The 17,927-nt window shown below is 45.5% G+C and carries 19 protein-coding genes; 17 read left to right on the top strand and 2 right to left on the bottom strand.

The features are described from left to right. Positions 1–8: 8 nt before the first annotated feature. Positions 9–668: a phosphatase PAP2 family protein gene (locus ACTSEZ_RS07085; RefSeq protein ID WP_369733468.1), complete on the bottom strand. Its 660-nt coding sequence runs from the start codon at positions 666–668 to the stop codon at positions 9–11. 201 nt (positions 669–869) lie between these two features. On the opposite strand from ACTSEZ_RS07085, the gene ACTSEZ_RS07080 reads away from it, so the two are divergent. Both ACTSEZ_RS07080 and ACTSEZ_RS07075 read left to right on the top strand, forming a co-directional pair. After that, complete coding sequence (locus ACTSEZ_RS07080) at positions 870–1,580, top strand: nucleotidyltransferase domain-containing protein (protein ID WP_369733467.1); 711 nt, start codon at positions 870–872, stop codon at positions 1,578–1,580. Between the two features lie 17 nt (positions 1,581–1,597). After that, positions 1,598–2,041, top strand: coding sequence for a GNAT family N-acetyltransferase (locus tag ACTSEZ_RS07075; protein ID WP_369733466.1), 444 nt, complete (start codon positions 1,598–1,600; stop codon positions 2,039–2,041). Positions 2,042–2,078: 37 nt separating this feature from the next. On the opposite strand, the gene ACTSEZ_RS07070 is transcribed toward ACTSEZ_RS07075, so the two are convergent. After that, positions 2,079–2,273, bottom strand: a complete 195-nt coding sequence (locus tag ACTSEZ_RS07070) for a DUF6954 family protein (RefSeq protein ID WP_369733465.1) — start codon at positions 2,271–2,273, stop codon at positions 2,079–2,081. A gap of 238 nt (positions 2,274–2,511) precedes the next feature. On the opposite strand from ACTSEZ_RS07070, the gene ACTSEZ_RS07065 reads away from it, so the two are divergent. The 15 genes from ACTSEZ_RS07065 to ACTSEZ_RS06995 all read left to right on the top strand — a co-directional run bounded on the left by ACTSEZ_RS07065 (position 2,512) and on the right by ACTSEZ_RS06995 (position 17,765). Next, entirely contained in the window at positions 2,512–3,852 is a 1,341-nt protein-coding gene (locus ACTSEZ_RS07065) for an aspartate aminotransferase family protein (RefSeq protein WP_369734070.1), read from the top strand. A 15-nt stretch (positions 3,853–3,867) separates the two neighbouring features. After that, positions 3,868–4,566: a CoA transferase subunit A gene (locus ACTSEZ_RS07060; protein WP_369734069.1), complete on the top strand. Its 699-nt coding sequence runs from the start codon at positions 3,868–3,870 to the stop codon at positions 4,564–4,566. Then, positions 4,545–5,183: a 3-oxoacid CoA-transferase subunit B gene (locus ACTSEZ_RS07055; protein ID WP_369733464.1), complete on the top strand. Its 639-nt coding sequence runs from the start codon at positions 4,545–4,547 to the stop codon at positions 5,181–5,183. Before ACTSEZ_RS07060 ends, ACTSEZ_RS07055 begins: the two co-directional genes overlap by 22 nt. 22 nt (positions 5,184–5,205) lie before the next feature. Continuing rightward, positions 5,206–6,474 carry a peptidase gene (locus ACTSEZ_RS07050; RefSeq protein ID WP_369733463.1) on the top strand — a complete coding sequence of 423 codons (1,269 nt, stop codon included), beginning with the start codon at positions 5,206–5,208 and terminating at the stop codon, positions 6,472–6,474. A 66-nt stretch (positions 6,475–6,540) separates the two neighbouring features. Further along, positions 6,541–7,971 (top strand): aldehyde dehydrogenase family protein, encoded by a 1,431-nt coding sequence (locus ACTSEZ_RS07045; RefSeq protein WP_369733462.1) that lies wholly within the window; start codon positions 6,541–6,543, stop codon positions 7,969–7,971. A gap of 75 nt (positions 7,972–8,046) precedes the next feature. Beyond that, positions 8,047–8,901, top strand: a complete 855-nt coding sequence (gene ablB, locus ACTSEZ_RS07040; protein WP_369733461.1) for a putative beta-lysine N-acetyltransferase — start codon at positions 8,047–8,049, stop codon at positions 8,899–8,901. Positions 8,902–8,940: 39 nt separating this feature from the next. Continuing rightward, positions 8,941–10,341, top strand: coding sequence for a sigma-54 interaction domain-containing protein (locus tag ACTSEZ_RS07035; protein ID WP_369733460.1), 1,401 nt, complete (start codon positions 8,941–8,943; stop codon positions 10,339–10,341). Positions 10,342–10,761: 420 nt separating this feature from the next. After that, complete coding sequence (gene kamA, locus ACTSEZ_RS07030) at positions 10,762–12,174, top strand: lysine 2,3-aminomutase (RefSeq protein WP_369733459.1); 1,413 nt, start codon at positions 10,762–10,764, stop codon at positions 12,172–12,174. Beyond that, a complete protein-coding gene (locus tag ACTSEZ_RS07025; RefSeq protein ID WP_029565887.1) occupies positions 12,167–12,448 on the top strand; it encodes a YokU family protein in 282 nt (93 codons plus the stop codon). Before kamA ends, ACTSEZ_RS07025 begins: the two co-directional genes overlap by 8 nt. 84 nt (positions 12,449–12,532) lie before the next feature. Continuing rightward, positions 12,533–12,766: a YozE family protein gene (locus ACTSEZ_RS07020; protein ID WP_369733457.1), complete on the top strand. Its 234-nt coding sequence runs from the start codon at positions 12,533–12,535 to the stop codon at positions 12,764–12,766. 254 nt (positions 12,767–13,020) lie between these two features. Then, positions 13,021–13,446 (top strand): MarR family winged helix-turn-helix transcriptional regulator, encoded by a 426-nt coding sequence (locus tag ACTSEZ_RS07015; RefSeq protein ID WP_369733456.1) that lies wholly within the window; start codon positions 13,021–13,023, stop codon positions 13,444–13,446. A 10-nt stretch (positions 13,447–13,456) separates the two neighbouring features. Then, complete coding sequence (locus ACTSEZ_RS07010; RefSeq protein ID WP_369733455.1) at positions 13,457–15,085, top strand: MDR family MFS transporter; 1,629 nt, start codon at positions 13,457–13,459, stop codon at positions 15,083–15,085. Positions 15,086–15,253: 168 nt separating this feature from the next. Next, positions 15,254–15,547 carry a DUF3817 domain-containing protein gene (locus tag ACTSEZ_RS07005; RefSeq protein WP_369733454.1) on the top strand — a complete coding sequence of 98 codons (294 nt, stop codon included), beginning with the start codon at positions 15,254–15,256 and terminating at the stop codon, positions 15,545–15,547. A gap of 134 nt (positions 15,548–15,681) precedes the next feature. Then, complete coding sequence (locus ACTSEZ_RS07000; RefSeq protein WP_369733453.1) at positions 15,682–17,205, top strand: alpha/beta hydrolase; 1,524 nt, start codon at positions 15,682–15,684, stop codon at positions 17,203–17,205. A gap of 62 nt (positions 17,206–17,267) precedes the next feature. Continuing rightward, positions 17,268–17,765: a GNAT family N-acetyltransferase gene (locus ACTSEZ_RS06995; protein WP_369733452.1), complete on the top strand. Its 498-nt coding sequence runs from the start codon at positions 17,268–17,270 to the stop codon at positions 17,763–17,765. Positions 17,766–17,927 lie beyond the last annotated feature (162 nt).

Here is a 17,927-nt window from a genome sequence, read left to right as displayed (position 1 = left end):
TCTGTTTGTCAGCCGGCATTCCTCTCAGACACTCGTTCTTTGATGACGGAAGGCAAACGTGCCGGAGCGCGCTTTAATTCAAAAAGAATATACCAGAGTGAAAGGCCAAGGGCAATCGATGCAACCACATCATAGATCACATGCTGTTTTACAAATAACGTTGACAGAATAATTAAAACTCCCGTCAGCTGAGAGATAAATGAAACCATTCTGCTGAGCTTGAGTTTTGGGAGGACGAGCATGATGATAAAAGTTGTCAGAACATGAATGCTTGGGAAGCAGTTAAACGGCTGGTCGTTCTGATAAATCACCGAAACAAGATGGATAAGGAAACCGTCGCCCGTCAGCTCTGGTCTCGGAACAGTTGACTGGAAGAAAAAATAAACACCGAAGCAGATTAATTCTCCTGCTGTCAGGGCAATTACAGTTTTCCAGTAAACAGCTGAATCCTTCCACCAGAAAAAGAGAAGAAACCCAAACATATACACATACCAGATGATATAAGGAAGAATGAAAACCGGGACAAATGGAATATAAGCATCTGCCGGAGCGGTCATGTCGACCGCATCTGTCTGCCTTTCATTTAAAAATTCATACATCAGTCCGAGAAGGGGGAATACGAGAAACCCGGATAAGTCTCTTATTTTACGAAAATAGTTTTTTGTCATAAGAAAACGCTCCTGCAATAAGTGTGATAAAAATGTTATACCCGGCCAAACGTCAAGTTAATCTGTCTCTAATTGGAAATTCACAATCTTACATTTTGCCAGATTATGAGTATAATGGAAGAAAGACAGAACATTCCTACTATACCCGCTGCGGTGAAAAAAAGAAATCTTTTTTTAATAAAGAGAGAAGGGGGAAACAAAATGAGGCTTCAGCCTGCAGAGGCAGCAATAAAAATTGTTGAAAAAAGGTTTCCTTCATGTTCCGCAGCTGTGCTTGCTGGAAGTGTAGTGAGAGGGGAAGGCACTCATACATCAGACTTGGATCTTGTCATATTTGACGCGAGCACTGAAGAGTCTTACAGAGAATCGTTTGTCGATTTCGACTGGCCTGTAGAGGCATTTGTCCATAATTTTTCATCTTATCGTTATTTTTTTGAGGAAGACTGCAAACGCGGAACACCATCGATGCCGAGAATGACAGCAGAAGGAATTGTGCTGAGGGGTGAGGAACTGCTTGCCCCGATTAAAAAGGAGGCATCAGCTCTGCTTGAAAATGGTCCTGAGCCCCTGACACAAGAGGGAATTGACAGCAGACGCTATTTCATTACCGATGCTTTGGACGACTTTACCGGCTGTACGAATCGTGCGGAGGGCATTCATGTTGCAGGGCATCTTGCTGAACTCCTCCATGAATTTGTTCTGCTTACAAACGGAAGATTTATAGGCAAATCAAAATGGATACATAGAGCGTTAAAACAATTTGACGACCATATGGCTGAATCATTTTTTGACGCATTTGAGGATTACTACCGCCATGGAGAAAAAGAGAGCGTAATCCGTCTGGCCGATGACATTTTAAAGCCGTATGGAGGAAGATTTTTTGAAGGGTTTTCATTAGGGAAAAACGAATAAGAAGGGGATGGATCATTTTGAAGACCATCGTAAGGCATCCGGAGAAGAAAGACACAGAAGCATTAATGGGGCTGATGTATGAGTACATTGTAGATTTTTATCAATGTGAAAAACCTGCTGAAGAAAAGCTGACAAAGCTCATTGAAACGCTTCTTAAAGGGGAAAGAGGTATTCAGTTTGTTGCACAGACAGGTAATAACCTTGTTGGATTTGCAACCCTTTATTTTACGTACAGCACAACAAGAGCAAGCGAAATTGCGGTTATGAATGATCTATATGTAAAAGGAGAATTCAGGGGGAAAGGTGCTGCTGAACAGCTTTTTAAAAGCTGCCATACATACTCGGTGGAGCATCATTTTGCTGCGATGACGTGGGAGACCGCTGAAAGCAATATAAGGGCCCAGCGTTTTTATGCCAGAATGGGCGGGAAAAAAGGTGAATTTCTGACCTATTCCATATAAAAGTGCAGATAAAAACGCTTGGAGGATTTCCAAGCGTTTATTTGAAAAAATGCCTGCAAAGAGAATGGTAAACCATTCCGAGAAAAGCTACTGTCATTATGACAAAAAAAGCCGTAACGACGCGTTCCCCTGTCTCCCCGTCTGCAAACAGGACTGATCCGCCTCCAAAATAGGCAAGCAGAATAAACATCGCGAAAAAGACACCGTGAAACAGCCACTTCAGCACAACCATCACCTGACCCTTCAATAAGATATGGTATGCAGGTGAAAAGAAATTTGTTTATGAACTAATGATAGCGCTTACAAAAAATACAGCCTTCTTTTGGGTGGATACTGAAGGCATCAGCCAGCTGTAATGAGGCAGAAACAGGTTTGTCGATGGCTTTGATCGCTCATGAGAAATAACCGCTTTGTCTTCCACATATGTATTAATGAGCAAGATACATTAGAAGGTTGGGGTGAATGGCGGGGTGGAGAGGGACTATTTAATCAAACCCATGCTTGATGAGAGCTATAAAATAGTCAGCCATGGACAAGGTGTTTATCTCTTTGATACTGAAGGAAAAAAATACATGGACGCTTCTTCAGGAGCAGTTACGTGTTCAATAGGCCACGGGGTACCGGAAATCATTGATGCAATGGGTAAGCAGGCAAATGCCGTTTCTTTTGTATACAGATCCCAGTTTTCAAGCCATGCAGCTGAAGGACTTGCAAAGAAGCTTTCAGAAATCACGCCGGGTGACCTTAATTGGACATTTCTTGTTAACAGCGGCTCAGAGGCAATTGAGACGGCTATGAAGACAGCCATTCAGTATTTTCAGGAGCAGAATCGTCCTCAAAAAACGAGGATTATATCGAGATGGATGAGCTACCACGGAATTACATTAGGAGCCTTATCCCTTTCAGGCCATCCTGAAAGGCGGTTCCGCTTTCAGCAGCTGCTTGAGTCAAATCCGGAAGTTTCCCCGCCATATTGCTACCGGTGTCCATTTGGCCTAAAGCCCGCATCCTGCAAAGCAAAATGTACAGGCGAACTTGAAACAGCAATCAGAAGGACCGGAGCAGAACATATTGCCGCATTTGTGGCAGAGCCTCTTGTAGGTGCAGCAGGAGCTGCGCTAACTCCTCCTGAAGGCTACTATGAGAAAATCCGGGATATTTGCGACCGGTATGATATCCTCCTGATTGCGGATGAAGTCATGACCGGCATTGGCAGAACAGGGAAAACTCTGGCAATAGAGCATTGGGGAGTATTACCGGATATTGTGGCCCTCGGCAAAGGAATGAGCGCAGGATATGCCCCGATAGCGGCAACCCTTGTAAGCGACAAAGTGATGAGGCCGATTCAGCAGGGATCTAAACTGATTATGAGCGGCCATACCTACAGTGCCAATCCACAATCTGCGGCAGCAAGTCTTGCTGTTTTGCATTACATCGAAAAAAACAGCCTGAATGACGCATCGGCTGAAAAAGGGAAAACACTGATGAAACAGCTTCAGAAATTGCAAAAGAAGACTTCCATCATTGGGGATGTCAGAGGGATGGGACTTATGATCGGCATTGAGTTTGTAGCAGACAAAGCGACAAAGAAGCCTTTTTCAAAAGCCTATCACCTGACAAGCCGCATTATTAAGAAAGCCCAGGCAAACGGACTTCTCGTTTATCCCGCTGCGGCAGGAATCGAAGGGGGAGACGGAGACGCCATTTTAATTGCTCCTCCGCTTACAATTAGTGAGGAAGAACTAAACGAGCTGGTCCGGCTGTTTTCCAAAACCATTTCGGAGATAGAGGCTGAAGTCCTGCCGGTATAAAGGAGAATGTGTATGATTTCAAACGCTTTTCAGAAGATCAGGCAAATAGACGAAGTACTGTCCAAAGTTAATGATGGCTGCACTCTCATGGCCGGAGGATTTGGAGGAGTAGGCACTCCACCGACACTTGTAGATGCCATTCTTGAAAAAGGGGTTCGGGACCTTGAAATCATCTGTAATGATGCTGGTTTCCCCCATATCGGCATTGGAAGAATCGTCTCTTCGGGAAGAGTCCGAAAGCTGATTGCTTCACATATAGGATCAAATCCTATTGCAGGGGCTCTGATGTCAGAAGGGAAGCTGCATGTTGAGTTTTCTCCTCAAGGGACGCTTGCAGAGAGAATCCGCGCAGGAGGGATGGGCCTTGGCGGGATCCTTTGTGACGTGGGCATAGGCAGCGAGATTGCGGAAAGAGGAAAAGAACAGTTAACCGTAAACGGGAAGACCTATTTGCTTGAAACGGCCCTGACGGCAGATGTAGCGATTATCTGCGGCAGGACAGCGGATGAGTTTGGGAATATTGTCTATGAAAAGAGTGCCCGAAACATGAATCCTTTGATGGCGATGGCAGGCGATTATACGATAGCAGAGGTGGACCAGATTGTAAGCTCCGGAGAACTCGACCCGGAAACGATTATTACGCCGGGCGTTTTTGTTCAGGCAATTGTCCAAAGTGAAGGGGTGAACTGGAAATGGGTATGGGAGCCGAAGTGAGAGAGAAAATTGCCAGAAGGGCTGCACAGGAAATCGAAAACGGCATGATTGTCAACCTGGGAATTGGCATCCCCTCTCTAGTACCGAATTTTTTAACGGGTAAGCCGCAGGTCATGATTCAGGCTGAAAACGGAATTCTCGGTATTGGCCCGTCTCCTGCGCCCGGTGAAGAAGATGGCACTCTGTGCAATGCAGCGGGCTATCCGGTTACTGCAGGCAATTGGGCCTCTTACTTTGATTCTGCAGCGGCATTCGGGATGATCCGCAGGGGCTGCGTGGATATGACGATTTTAGGCTCTCTTCAAGTAAGCGGAAAAGGGGATCTTGCAAACTGGATTGTACCGGGAAAAAGAGTGCCTGGAATGGGAGGAGCCATGGAGCTTGCTGCAAAAGCCAAAAAAGTCATCGTTGTGATGAACCATGTGAATAAAAACGGTGAACCGAAAATCCTTGAAGAGTGTACGCTGCCTCTCACTTCAAAACGATGTGTCAATATGATCATTACGGATATGGCCGTGCTCGAAGTGCAGCCGGGTGGTCTGAAGCTGCTTGAGGTCATGCCTCCTTTCACAGTGGAGGATGTGATCAAACACACAGGGGTGAAGCTTGAAACCTGAAATTTAGTGAAGAGGTGATGGAATGGAAGACTCACAAAAGCAAGTTTGCGCCTGGATCAATGACAACCGGCACCGCCACGTTAAGCTGCTGAAGAAAATGGTGGAACAGCGGAGTGTTCAGGGGAATGAAGCATCGGCACAGGCTGTCGTCCTTGAGAAGTGCCGGCAGCTCAGCCTGGACATCGATTTATGGGAACCCGGGGGGAAAGCATTAAAGCAGCATCCCCATTTTGTTGCGACAAGAACATCCTTTAAGGACAGCCCGAATATCGTTGGGGTGATGAAAGGGACGGGCGGCGGCAAGTCTGTTATTTTAAACGGCCATGTAGATGTTGTTCCGGAAGGAGATCTGAAGCAGTGGGAAGTTGATCCGTATCAGGCAGCTGTGAAGGATAACCGTCTTTACGGAAGAGGGTCAACGGATATGAAAGGCGGGAATGTCTGTCTGTTAATGGCAATAGAAGCCATTAAAGCATCAGGCATTTCACTGAAGGGAGATGTGATTTTTCAAAGTGTGATAGAGGAGGAAAGCGGAGGAGCAGGAACACTTGCAGCTATACTGCGGGGCTATAAAGCGGATGCTGCGATTGTGCCGGAGCCTACCAAAATGAAAATCTTTCAAAAACAGCAGGGGTCCATGTGGTTCAGGCTTAAGATTAAAGGCCGCTCAGCACATGGCGGAACAAGATATGAAGGCGTGAGTGCCATTGAGAAGACTACCCTCGTTTTTCAGCATGTGCTTGAGCTTGAACAAAAAAGAAATAAACGGATTACAGATCCTCTCTATCAGACAATTCCCATTCCAGTTCCTATTAATATCGGTAAAATAGAAGGAGGCACATGGCCTTCATCGGTAGCGGATCTTGTGACACTTGAAGGCAGATGCGGAATTGCACCGAATGAGAACATAGAGGATGTGCAGGCTGAATTTCAAGGATGGATAGACGAATTGTCCTCTAAAGATGAATGGTTTAACGAACATCCGGCTGAGCTTGAATGGTTCGGGGCAAGATGGCTGCCGAATGAAATTGACGGCACGCATCCGCTGACAGAGGCTTTGTCAAAAGCATATGTCGACATCCTGGAAAGAGAGCCTGTAATTGAAGCATCCCCATGGGGGACGGATGCCGGTCTCCTTTCGCACGCCGGCGGCATACCCTCAATCGTATTTGGTCCCGGAGAAACAGAGATGGCGCATTTTCCAAATGAATATATCGACATCGATCAGATGATCTCCTGCACAAAAGTGATTGCTGCGTTCTTATTAGACTGGTGCGAAGTGTCAGAGTGATGTTTTCAGGGCTTAGGAGAGGGGAAACAAGTACAGGAAAAGACTTACTAATAGAGGTGACCGGAAATGAAGCAGCATTTGTGGATCAATGGTAAACATGAAGAATCAGAAACATATGTGGAACTGACATCTCCCTACTCAAAAGAGAGGCTCGCAGAAGTCGCCATCGCAGACGGCAGCATGGTGAAAGCAGCCGTGGATGCTGCATCTGAAGCATTCTATGAAATGAAGGAGCTTCCTGCGTACAAACGGGCAGATATACTTAAACGAACAGCAGAGCTTCTTGCGGAACGAAAAGAGGAAGCGGCACAAATTATCGCAAAAGAGGCGGCAAAGCCGATCAAAACGGCACGGGCAGAGGTAGACCGCACAGTCATGACCTATACATTTGCGGCAGAAGAGGCAAGAAGACTCGACGGTGAGACGATCAGAATGGATGCAGCACCCGGAGGGGAAAACCGCACTGCCTATACGGTGCGGGAGCCAATTGGCGTCATTGGTGCCATCACACCGTTTAACTTCCCAATGAATCTAGTGGCTCACAAGCTGGGTCCTGCATTCGCCTCAGGAAATACGGTTGTTTTAAAACCCGCAACCCAAACCCCTTTAAGTTCCTATTTTATTGGAGAACTTTTTCATGAAGCGGGTCTGCCTGCGGGCGCCCTGAACATTGTCACAGGCAAGGGCAGCGAGATAGGGAAGCATTTTACTTCGGATGAACGGATAAAAGCCCTGACATTTACAGGCAGCCCAGAGGTAGGAAAAAAGCTGAAGCAGGAAGCCGGCATGAGAAAAACCCTTCTTGAGCTTGGCTCTAATTCGGCAGTAATCGTAAATGAAGATGCAAATGTTTCTGAAGTAGCAGCAAGATGCGTCACTGGAGCATTTGCATTTGCAGGGCAGGTGTGTATTTCGGTGCAGCGTATTTATGTGCATGAGGCCATATTTGATGAATTCGTGTCCCAGGCTGTTGAACAAACACGGAAATTGAAAGTCGGGAATCCGCTTGATGAGCAGACGGATGTATCCTCACTCATTTCAGGAGATGATGTGGATCGCGCCATCGCCTGGATTGAGGAAGCCGAAGCAGCAGGTGCAACGCGTGCGTGCGGAGGAAAAGAGTCAGAGAATCAGACAATCGAACCGGCCATTTTGCTGAATGTGCCTTCTGACGCCAGTCTTTCCTGCCAGGAGGCATTCGCACCTGTTGCCATCATCAATTCCTTTCGGACATTTGATGAAGCCATTAAAGAAGTCAATAACTCCCGGTACGGACTTCAGGCAGGCGTATTTACAAACAGAGTGGACCTTGCATTTAAAGCGGCAAAAGATCTCCATGTCGGCGGAGTGATGATCAATGACATCCCGACGTTCCGCGTTGATCATATGCCGTACGGCGGCGTGAAAGACAGCGGGTTTGGAAGAGAAGGCATCAAATATGCAATGGAAGAACTGACCGAGTTGAAACTGATTTCATTTAATCATGCGAATAGATAAAGAAGCCGTGAAAAGAAGAGTGAGTGCGATTCCTGCACTCTTTTTTTCTGGAGTGAACAAAAGGGAGGCAAAAGCGTGAAGGAATATAAAACAGAGGAAAAAGAACTGAAAGGCAGGTCATACAGGGCGATTGCGGTTTTTGACCATTTTAACAGCCGGATGAGAATTGATGATTACCGGGGAAATATGGAAGAACTACTCGCTGGTGCAGAAAAAGCAGTATTGGACAGCGGTTTCACCAAGCTCATTATTAAGGGGAAAAGCTCGGATATTCATGAGCTTTTAAAAAGACAGTATCAGCTTGAAGCAGTCATTAAAGGGTATTTCCACGGTGATCATGCCTGCTTTTTTACAAAATACTTCAGCGAGGACAGAAGAACCACGACTGAGTGGACGGAGCAGGACAGAATGATTAATGCCATTTATCAGAAAGAAAAAACGGCCTTTCCGGATACTTCAGGTTTTACCTTCCGAAAAGCAGAAGGAACAGATGCAGAAGGGCTTGCGTCTCTTTACAAAAAGGTATTTGAAGTGTATCCGACGCCCCTTCATTCTTCAGATTATATTGTGGAAACGATGAAAGAAGGGACGGTCTACTTTCTGGCTGAAGAGAATCAAAAAATCGTCAGTGCGGCATCAGCGGAAATAAATGATATCTATCATAATGCAGAGCTGACAGACTGTGCAACGCTGCCTGAAGCGAGGCAGCACCGGCTGATGCGGACACTTTTGCTGAAGCTTGAAGGTGCTCTAAGAAAACAGGGTATTTTCTGTGCCTATTCCATTGCAAGGGCAGCTTCGTTGGGGATGAACGCGGTTCTTTATCAGCTTGATTATGAATATACCGGCAGACTCACAAATAACTGCATCATCAGTACAGACCTTGAAAATATGAATGTCTGGTGCAAAGATTTGTCTGCCCAAAAGTGAGCGATTGCTGCCGGAAAACCGGCACTAAGGGGGATTGCAATGGCGGACCAAACTAGAGAGAAGCTCATCCATCATATTTTAGAGACAATTGATGAAGGCATTCATGCGGTTGATGAAAACGGGATAACGGTGTTCTACAATGAGATTGCAGCCTATCACGATGGACTGAAACCGGAAGAAGTCCTGGGAAAACATTTATTTGACGCCTTTCCATCTCTGTCAGAAGAAACAAGCACACTTCTTAAGGCGATCAGGACGAAAAAGCCGATTTACCATCACACGCAGACCTACATAAATGTAAAAGGCGAAAAAATTGAAACGGTGAATACAAGTCTGCCTATTTTATCAGGAAACACTGTCATCGGAGCAGTCGAAATTGCAAAGGATTTTTCTGCCATCAAACAGCTGACAGAAAGGCTTGCAGACCTGCAATCAAGAATATCGTCACCCGTTAAAGCAAAAGCTGTCAACGGTACCGTGTACAGGCTCGAAGACATACTCACAGTCAGCAGGAATCTGCTGCATGTAAAAGAACTGATAAAAAAAGCCGCAAGAACATCTTCCAATCTGCTGGTATACGGGGAAACAGGAACGGGAAAAGAACTGGTTGTTCAGGCGGTGCATAATGAATCTGCGCGAAGACAGGCACCTTTCATTGCCCAAAACTGTGCCGCACTTCCGGAAGCCCTGCTTGAGAGCCTGCTGTTTGGCACGGTAAAAGGGAGCTATACAGGGGCCGCAGACCGGGCAGGTTTATTTGAACTTTCCCACGGCGGCACTCTCTTTTTGGATGAACTTCAGTCGATGCCCATTAACCTTCAGGCAAAGCTTCTTCGCGTCATTGACGACGGGGCAATCAGAAGAATCGGCAGCAGCCGGGCGGTAAACGTTGATGTCAGAGTGGTTGCCGCCATGAATATCCCGCCTGAGCAATGTTTAAAAGAACATAAGATAAGAGAAGATCTATATTTCAGGCTCAATGTGTTCGGGCTCAGCCTTCCTCCTCTCCGGGAAAGACCAGCTGACATCCCGCTTCTTGCGGCTGCTTTTATCAAAAAATACAATCAGGAATTCGGCAAACGGGTAACCGGCCTTTCAAAAGAGACTGAGAACCTGCTGAGCAGTAAGCGCTGGCGGGGGAATGTACGGGAACTCAAGCATTGCCTGGAATTTGCCATGAACATGTGTGATGAAGGGCAGATTCTGCCGAGCCACCTTCCTCCGTACTTAATGAATGAGGAAGAATCGGATGAAAGGGGCGGTTCCCTGCAAAGCAGGCTGTCAAAATATGAACGCGAGCTGATCCTTGATGCTATGGAACAAACAAAAGGAAATGTCCTGAAAGCTGCAAAGCTTCTCGGCATTCCAAGACAAACCCTTCAATACAAGCTCAAAAAATATCTTAGTGACCAATTTCCGGCAGTGAAGACAAAAGGGTAGGGGGGATTTGAGGGCGTTTTCGTGAGCGCTCAATAAAATCACTCAAAAAGACGTAACCCGGACTCCGGTGATTTTTTTTCTTCGGATCTGAGCAAGGCGGCTGATTCCGCTTTTCGAATTGTCCAGCTCCATCAGCCAACTCCTCTGTCAGAACGGGACTGTCGGTAAAGGCAAAAAGCGCCTTTTCCGCCATTTCCTTATCTGACTCCCGGAGCTAAACGAGCGCTTCCGCTTTTCGTATTTTCCAGCTCCATCGCCCAACTCCTCCGCCAGAACAAAATCACCCAAAAAGTCAAACCCGGACTTTTCGGGTGATTTCTTTTCTGTCTGTCGGAGCTAAACGGGCGCTTCCGCTTTTCGTGTCACGCTGGCACGCTTTTTGCATGTAATAGTGGTAAAGACCGAAATGGGGGAACTGCTGTGAAATACAACTTGTATAAGCCGAAACGCCATTGGAAAGATATTGAGCTGTGGAAAGATGTGACGGAAGAGCAATGGAATGACTGGCTGTGGCAGCTGACGAACACGATCCGGACACTCGGAGATTTGAAAAAAGTTGTGAACTTGACACCAGATGAAGAAGAAGGCGTCAAAATCTCTACGAAAACCATTCCTTTGAATATTACTCCATACTACGCCTGGCTGATGAACGAAGATGATCCAAGGTGCCCGATCCGCATGCAGTCGGTGCCTATTTCCCAGGAGCTGAATAAAACAAAGTATGACCTGGAAGATCCGCTGCATGAAGATGAAGATTCTCCTGTGCCCGGCCTGACCCACCGCTATCCGGACCGCGTTCTTTTCCTGGTGACAAATCAATGCTCCATGTATTGCCGTTACTGTACAAGAAGACGCTTTTCAGGACAAATCGGCATGGGAGTGCCAAAGAAGCAGCTTGACGATGCCATCGCTTATATTGCTCAAACACCGGAAGTGCGGGATGTCCTCATTTCAGGAGGTGACGGGCTTTTAATCAATGACACCATTTTAGAGTATATTTTAAAAAACTTGAGAGCTATTGATCATGTTGAAATTATCCGGATTGGAACGCGTGCTCCGGTCGTATTTCCGCAGCGCATTACTGAAAATCTCTGCAATATCCTGAAAAAATACCATCCGATCTGGCTGAATACCCATTTCAATACATCCATCGAAATTACAGAAGAGTCCAAAAAGGCCTGTGAGATGCTCGCTAATGCAGGTGTGCCTGTCGGCAATCAGGCAGTTATCCTTGCCGGCATCAATGACAGCGTTCAAATTATGAAAAAACTCATGCACGACCTCGTAAAAATCAGAGTCCGTCCGTATTACATTTACCAGTGTGATCTATCTGAAGGCATCGGCCATTTCCGTGCACCTGTTTCAAAAGGACTCGAAATTATTGAAGGCCTAAGAGGTCATACAAGCGGTTATGCCGTACCGACATTCGTAGTGGATGCACCGGGAGGCGGAGGGAAAATCGCTCTGCAGCCTAACTATCTGATTTCCCAAAGTCCGGGGAAAGTGGTTCTTCGAAATTTCGAGGGTGTGATCACAACGTATCCGGAGCCGGAGAATTATGTCCCGGGACTTGCTGAAGATTATTTCAATGAAATCTATCCGGACTCAGATTCGAAAAAATCATTGTCAGGCATTGCAGGTTTATATGAAGATGCACAGTTTAACCTGATTCCTGAGGGCATCGGACGCATCAGCCGAAGAAAAACGTTTGAAACCAATCCAGAGCATGCAAGCTTAAAGAACAAGCGGGAAAAGCGGGACGAATTAAAAGAGAAGAAATACCGTGCCCAGCTTTTAAAATCCGAAGATAAGAAGGCGGCGGAAAATGAGTGAGCGCTGCGAGTGGTGTGAATCGGAAAATGCCGTAAAAACAAGCAACCTTGTTCACTGGGAGCTGCCGGATGGATCACGCGCCATCGAAATTTCTGAAACGCCCTGTACGGAATGTCCGGATTGCGGCATCAGCTATCAGAGCGAGGATACAATCAATGAAATCGAAAATCAGCTCCTTCTGATCAATGTTAAAGAACTGCCAAACCGAGTGAATTTTGATGAGCTCATGAAATGGAAGCGCCATTTAAAGCGAAATTATTTTGACTTTACGTGAAACCTCAGACGATTCTGAGGTTTTCTTCTTGTCCAATCCGCGTTATAATAGGGGCACTTTACAAACCCAACGGAGGGGACCCGCATGAAATCTTTTTATCACTACCTGATGAAATACCGTCATCCGAAGCCTCAGGATGACATCAGCCGTTTTGCCAATGATGCTTACGATGATCACAGTTTCCCAAAATCATCCGACGATTACCATGAAATCAGCTCATATCTTGAGCTCAACGGCTCGTACTTGCCGGGTCTTGTCGTATTTGATGATGCCTGGGACTTGTATGAAATGGAAATCTTAAAAAAATCAGCACTTTGAGAGCAGTCCTGGCCAGGGCTGTTTTTTTATGCTTCAGAACCCCTTGAGTGTGAAAGATAGCATAAGCAAGAGAGCAAATCTTACGCTAAAACGTAACCCAGTGTTTAAAATACCGTTCGTAAAAGAATTTGTTCGAGAATAAACTCATCTATGCTTTTATTCCTTGACAACTTTTCACCTCCGTCATATAGTTAATAAAGTTAATAGTTAAGTAAGTTAAGTATTAAAATGATTTGGAAAAACGGGAGGGGAACATGAATACACGTCAGGAGCTCACCTACGAATTTCTCTCGAATTACAGAAAGCTGAACAAGATGACCAGGGCACATTTGAATGAAATGCTTGAACCGATGCTGCCGTTTAATGAATTTATGGTGCTTCGGCTCGTGCATGAACAGGATCATCCGAATGTCAGCCGGATTGCAGATCTGCTGAGTGTTTCGTGCAGCCATATTACTTCAGTAAGTGAACGGCTGATAAAAAAAGGCTACTTAACACGTGTCAGGGCAAGTGACGACAGACGAGTTGTCCTTCTCCAGCTGACGGAAGAAGGCGAGAGAGTGGCGAAAACAGTAGAGGCGACCATCACAGAATACTTTCACCGGAAACTGGAAAACGTAACCGATGATGAAATGATTGTATTTAATCGCCTTTTAAAAAAATTATTAGAAGAAAACTAGAGGTGGAATCATGGAACATTTAAGTCACAAAGAAAAAATAACCATTATGATTGCCATCATTGCAGCGATGTTTTTTGCGGCAGTTAATCAGACAATTGTAGGGAATGCTCTTCCAAAAATTATTTCAGAACTTGGAGGGCTTGATTATTACAGCTGGGTTTTCACCATCTATATGCTGACAAGTGCGATTACAACAATTCTTGTCGGAAAGCTTTCAGATATGTATGGAAGGAAACCGTTTATTATTATCGGGATCATCATTTTCTCTATTGGAGCCTTTCTTGCAGGTACATCAACTGACATTATTCAGCTGATCAGCTATCGCGGTATCCAGGGCTTTGGAGCAGGTATGATCATGTCAACTGCCTTTACGGCTGTAGGGGATTTATTTGCTCCAAGAGAGCGGGGCAAGTGGCAGGGAGCCATGAGTGCCGTGTTCGGGGTTTCAAGTGTATTTGGACCGACGCTTGGCGGATACATTGTCGATAACCTTGAGTGGAAGTGGGTATTCTGGGTCTTCCTTCCGCTTGGAATTGTCGCACTCATCTTAATCTGGAAGCTTTTCCCTTCAACGGAGAAAAAGGCTGGCCAAAAAGTTGATTACCTTGGATCGTTATTTCTTTCATCAGCCATTGTTGCAGCGCTTCTCGCGTTCTCCTGGGCAGGTACGAAATATGACTGGAGCTCAGCACAAATCCTTTCTCTTTTCGCGGCTGCAGCTGTGTCAGTGATCATCTTTATTTTAGTCGAAAGAAAAGCTGTTAGCCCGATTCTGCCGCTTGATCTGTTTAAAAACAGCATCTTTACCATTTCAAATATCATAGGGTTTGTCATTGGGGTCTCCATGTTCGGCGGTGTCATGTATGTTCCTTATTTCATTCAGGGCGTGCTCGGCTACTCGGCTACTCATTCAAGCTTCCTGACAATGTCCATGACGCTCGGCCTAGTGTTTGCAAGTGCTCTTGGCGGACAGATTATCTCTAAAACAGGGAAGTACAAATTGCAGGCGATCATCGGACTGTGCATTTCTGCAGCGGGCCTTTACCTGCTGTCAACTATGACGGTAGACACCTCACAGTATTTGCTCGTATTTTACCTGACACTTGTCGGCTTTGGAATCGGAATCGGCATGACCGTGTTTACACTTACTGTGCAAAATGCAGTAGAACAGAAACTGCTTGGTGTTGCAACCGCATCCTCTCAGCTGTTCCGTTCAGTAGGGGGAACAGTTGGTGTTGCCATCATGGGCACACTTCTTAATTCTCGCATGCAGGATAAGATGGCTTCTATGAGCAGCGCAGGTGAAACAAATCAGATGGCTGCATCTCCTGAACTTGCGGGAAAACTGGAATCTCTACAAAATCCTCAGCTGCTGCTTGATCATGAGAAGCTTGACGGCTTAAAGAACACACTTCCTCCTGAAGCGGTGCCTTTCTTTGAAAATGTGATCCGTCAGCTCCAGGATTCACTCAGCTATGCGTTATCCGGTGTGTTTATCTTTGTCACGATTACAATGGCGGTGGCCATTCTCTTAACGTTCTTTATTAAAGAAATTCCGTTAAGAAGTGCAAAGGATCAGCCTTCAGTAAAAAAGGAAAAAGCATTAAAAACCGGTGAACTGCAGGGCAGTGAAAACTAAGGAAAACCAGGATGCATGAGCATCCTGGTTTTTCCTGCCTGAAAAGGTATAAAACAAAGCAGTGGACATACATATAGAATTGAACATTCTATGACGTCTGTCCGGGAAGAGTGGTTTTTGCAAAAATCCTACTTTATAATGAAGAAAAAAGCTGATGGAGGAACACCTATGCCTCAAACACCGATTGACCGTTTCAGATTTATGGGATTCATTGAGGGAGCTTCGCTGCTCATCCTTCTGTTTATTGCCATGCCGCTGAAGTACTGGGCGGATATTCCAATGGCCGTTACGATTGTCGGCTCATTGCACGGATTCTTCTTTATTGCCTACCTCCTGATCATTGCATATACAACGTATAAAATCAGATGGTCTTTTGCTTGGGTATTCAGTGCAGTAGCTGTTGCATTTATTCCATTTGGAAATTTGGTACTTGATTCAAGACTTAAAAAAGCCAATTTATAATCAAAAATAACCCAGTCACGGGTTATTTTTTTTGATCGTTTAGAGTTGCATCTTTCGTCCCATGCCGGGAGATTCCAAAAAGAGTAAACTAATAGTGTTTAGTTTACAGAAAATTCTAATAAAGGTGTGATTTCGTGAAAAGAAAAATGTTGACGGTTACATTGGCGACGGCACTGCTTGCGCCTGTTGTCCCTGGGACTGCGGGTCATGAAAGAGTAACAGCCGCACAAGAAGTTTCTATTCCTGGTGCACATGATGTGAAAGTGGTTTACTTTGACGGTGTGAATGAGAATTTTTTAACAACAAAAAATCCTGTCCAATATCAGCAGGCCACTCTCTTTGGAAATCTCGGACTGACGCCATATCTTTGGGGCAGTGCGGCAGAGGAAACTGGCTGGCACAAAATGTACAATCCAGCCCCGGTCACAGGAACTCAGATTACTGGAGCATTTGAGGATGCACAATTTGTGATCCGGATTCCTGATAACTGGAACGGGAAACTGGTATCGGCCGGAATTCCGGCAACGCGCAATGAAACCTCGACAGACTTGCTCTTCAGTGATTTTGTCCTGGAAAAAGGGTACGCGTTTGCGGCCATTGATAAGGGAACACAAGGTACATCAAATCCTGCCGATCCATTTGCAAAAGCAAAAAATGCTCTTGTTGAAGAGGATGATTCGGTTGCAGAATGGCATAAAAGATACCGGCAGATAACGTCGTCAGCTCAAGCCTACCTCCAAGAAAATTATGCGGACAAGCTCATCTCGCCTAAAGACAAGTCGAATGCTGCCCATCACCTGATCAGAAAAAATCATCGCGTGCCTACATATGCAATCGGAATATCAAATGGAGGGTATGTGGTCAGGTACGCGCTTGAGCATGACGGACGGCAGAAAAAAGAAGACAGGCTGTTTGATGGCGGCGTAGACTGGGAAGGCGTACTGTGGACAGAGAAGCAGCCTAACCTGATTTCCTCTTTGACAGAGGTTGTCAATCATGCCGAGCCTGCCATATACGGCAGTGGAAAAGAGAAAGAAAAAGCGGTAAAAGAGCTGTATAAAGCAGGGGTTCCAAAAGGATCCGAAGCATTGTGGAGCTATCATGACCAGGTATACTGGTTTATTACCGCCAATATTTACCGCGACCACTTTGATCCCACTGCGCCTGGACGCATCGACTGGAGAAACTACTTGAATTTTGTAAACGGTATGAGGGACCGCAGCTATGACTCTATTTTTGAAAACTACCGCTATCCATCCCGCCCGAAAAGTGTAAAGGAAAACATCAAAGAGGTTGCAAATACGGGAGATATCGATGTTCCTCTGATCAGCTTTACGGGTACCCTTGACGCTCTGATTTTCCCTGACATTCATGCATTGGGATATGAGAAGCTTGTTAAAAAAGCAGGCAAGGAAAAGCTGCACCGCATGTATTACATTGAAAACGGAAATCATGTTGACAGCCTAGTCTGGAATGGTGCAACAGATTCAGATAAAAACCTCCAGCCGCTTTTGCCGTATGCCCATCAATCCTTTGATTTGCTTGTAGACTGGGTAGAGAATGGTGCAAAGCCTCCAAAAAGCAAGGACATTCAGGCACCTGAGAATCCAATAAAAGTGATTGATATCAAAACCGGAAAAGAGATAGATCCGTTTTAAAAATGAGAAATCCCGTTTCAGCAAGGGATTTTTTTTGATTTAATGGATAAGAGGTGAGAAAAATGGCGTTTATTTTAGTTAAAGCTGTAATCGAGGATTCGGAAATGATCCACAGGGGACAAGTCAATGCTTTCAAACCGCTGCTCGAGAGATACAGGGACTTTGACACAAGCCCTGCGAATGAACCGATCTATAAAGTTCGCAGCCGAATAAGGGAGGGGCACTTTTATAAGGTGATGGCAGACGGCCAGTTTACAGGAGCCATCAGAATTAAACGTGGTGAAAAAACTGAGAGCCATTGGATTAGCCCGATGTTTATTCTGCCGGAGTGGCAGGGACGCGGATTTGCCGCCAGGACCATTCAGCTTGCAGCAGAAAAATATCCAGAGGCGGGTAAATGGGAACTTGCGACTATTCTTGAGGAAGAGAAGAATTGCCGTGTTTATGAAAAAGCAGGTTTTACGCGAACTGGAGTAAAGAAAAAGCTGAATGATGCAGCCACACTGGTTTACTTTGAAAAAACGGTGAGCGTGCTTGATTCTTTTTCCGATGATGAATAGCTGTGGATCATTTCTTTCTTTCCGTTCTAAATTTTCTGTCTATAATTTACGATGCTAAATCAGTATAATCCTGGTGTTGTCTGTGCTATTATTTAGGAATGCGAAATATATTGGCAGATACACAGATAATTTAGGAGAGATAAAGTGAGTACATTAGTAAAA

It is taken from the genome of Metabacillus mesotrionivorans, from assembly GCF_052171315.1.
Taxonomy (GTDB): domain Bacteria; phylum Bacillota; class Bacilli; order Bacillales; family Bacillaceae; genus Bacillus_P.
The sequence above is the reverse complement of the archived record's forward strand: the minus strand, read 5'-3'. Positions and strand labels throughout refer to the sequence as shown.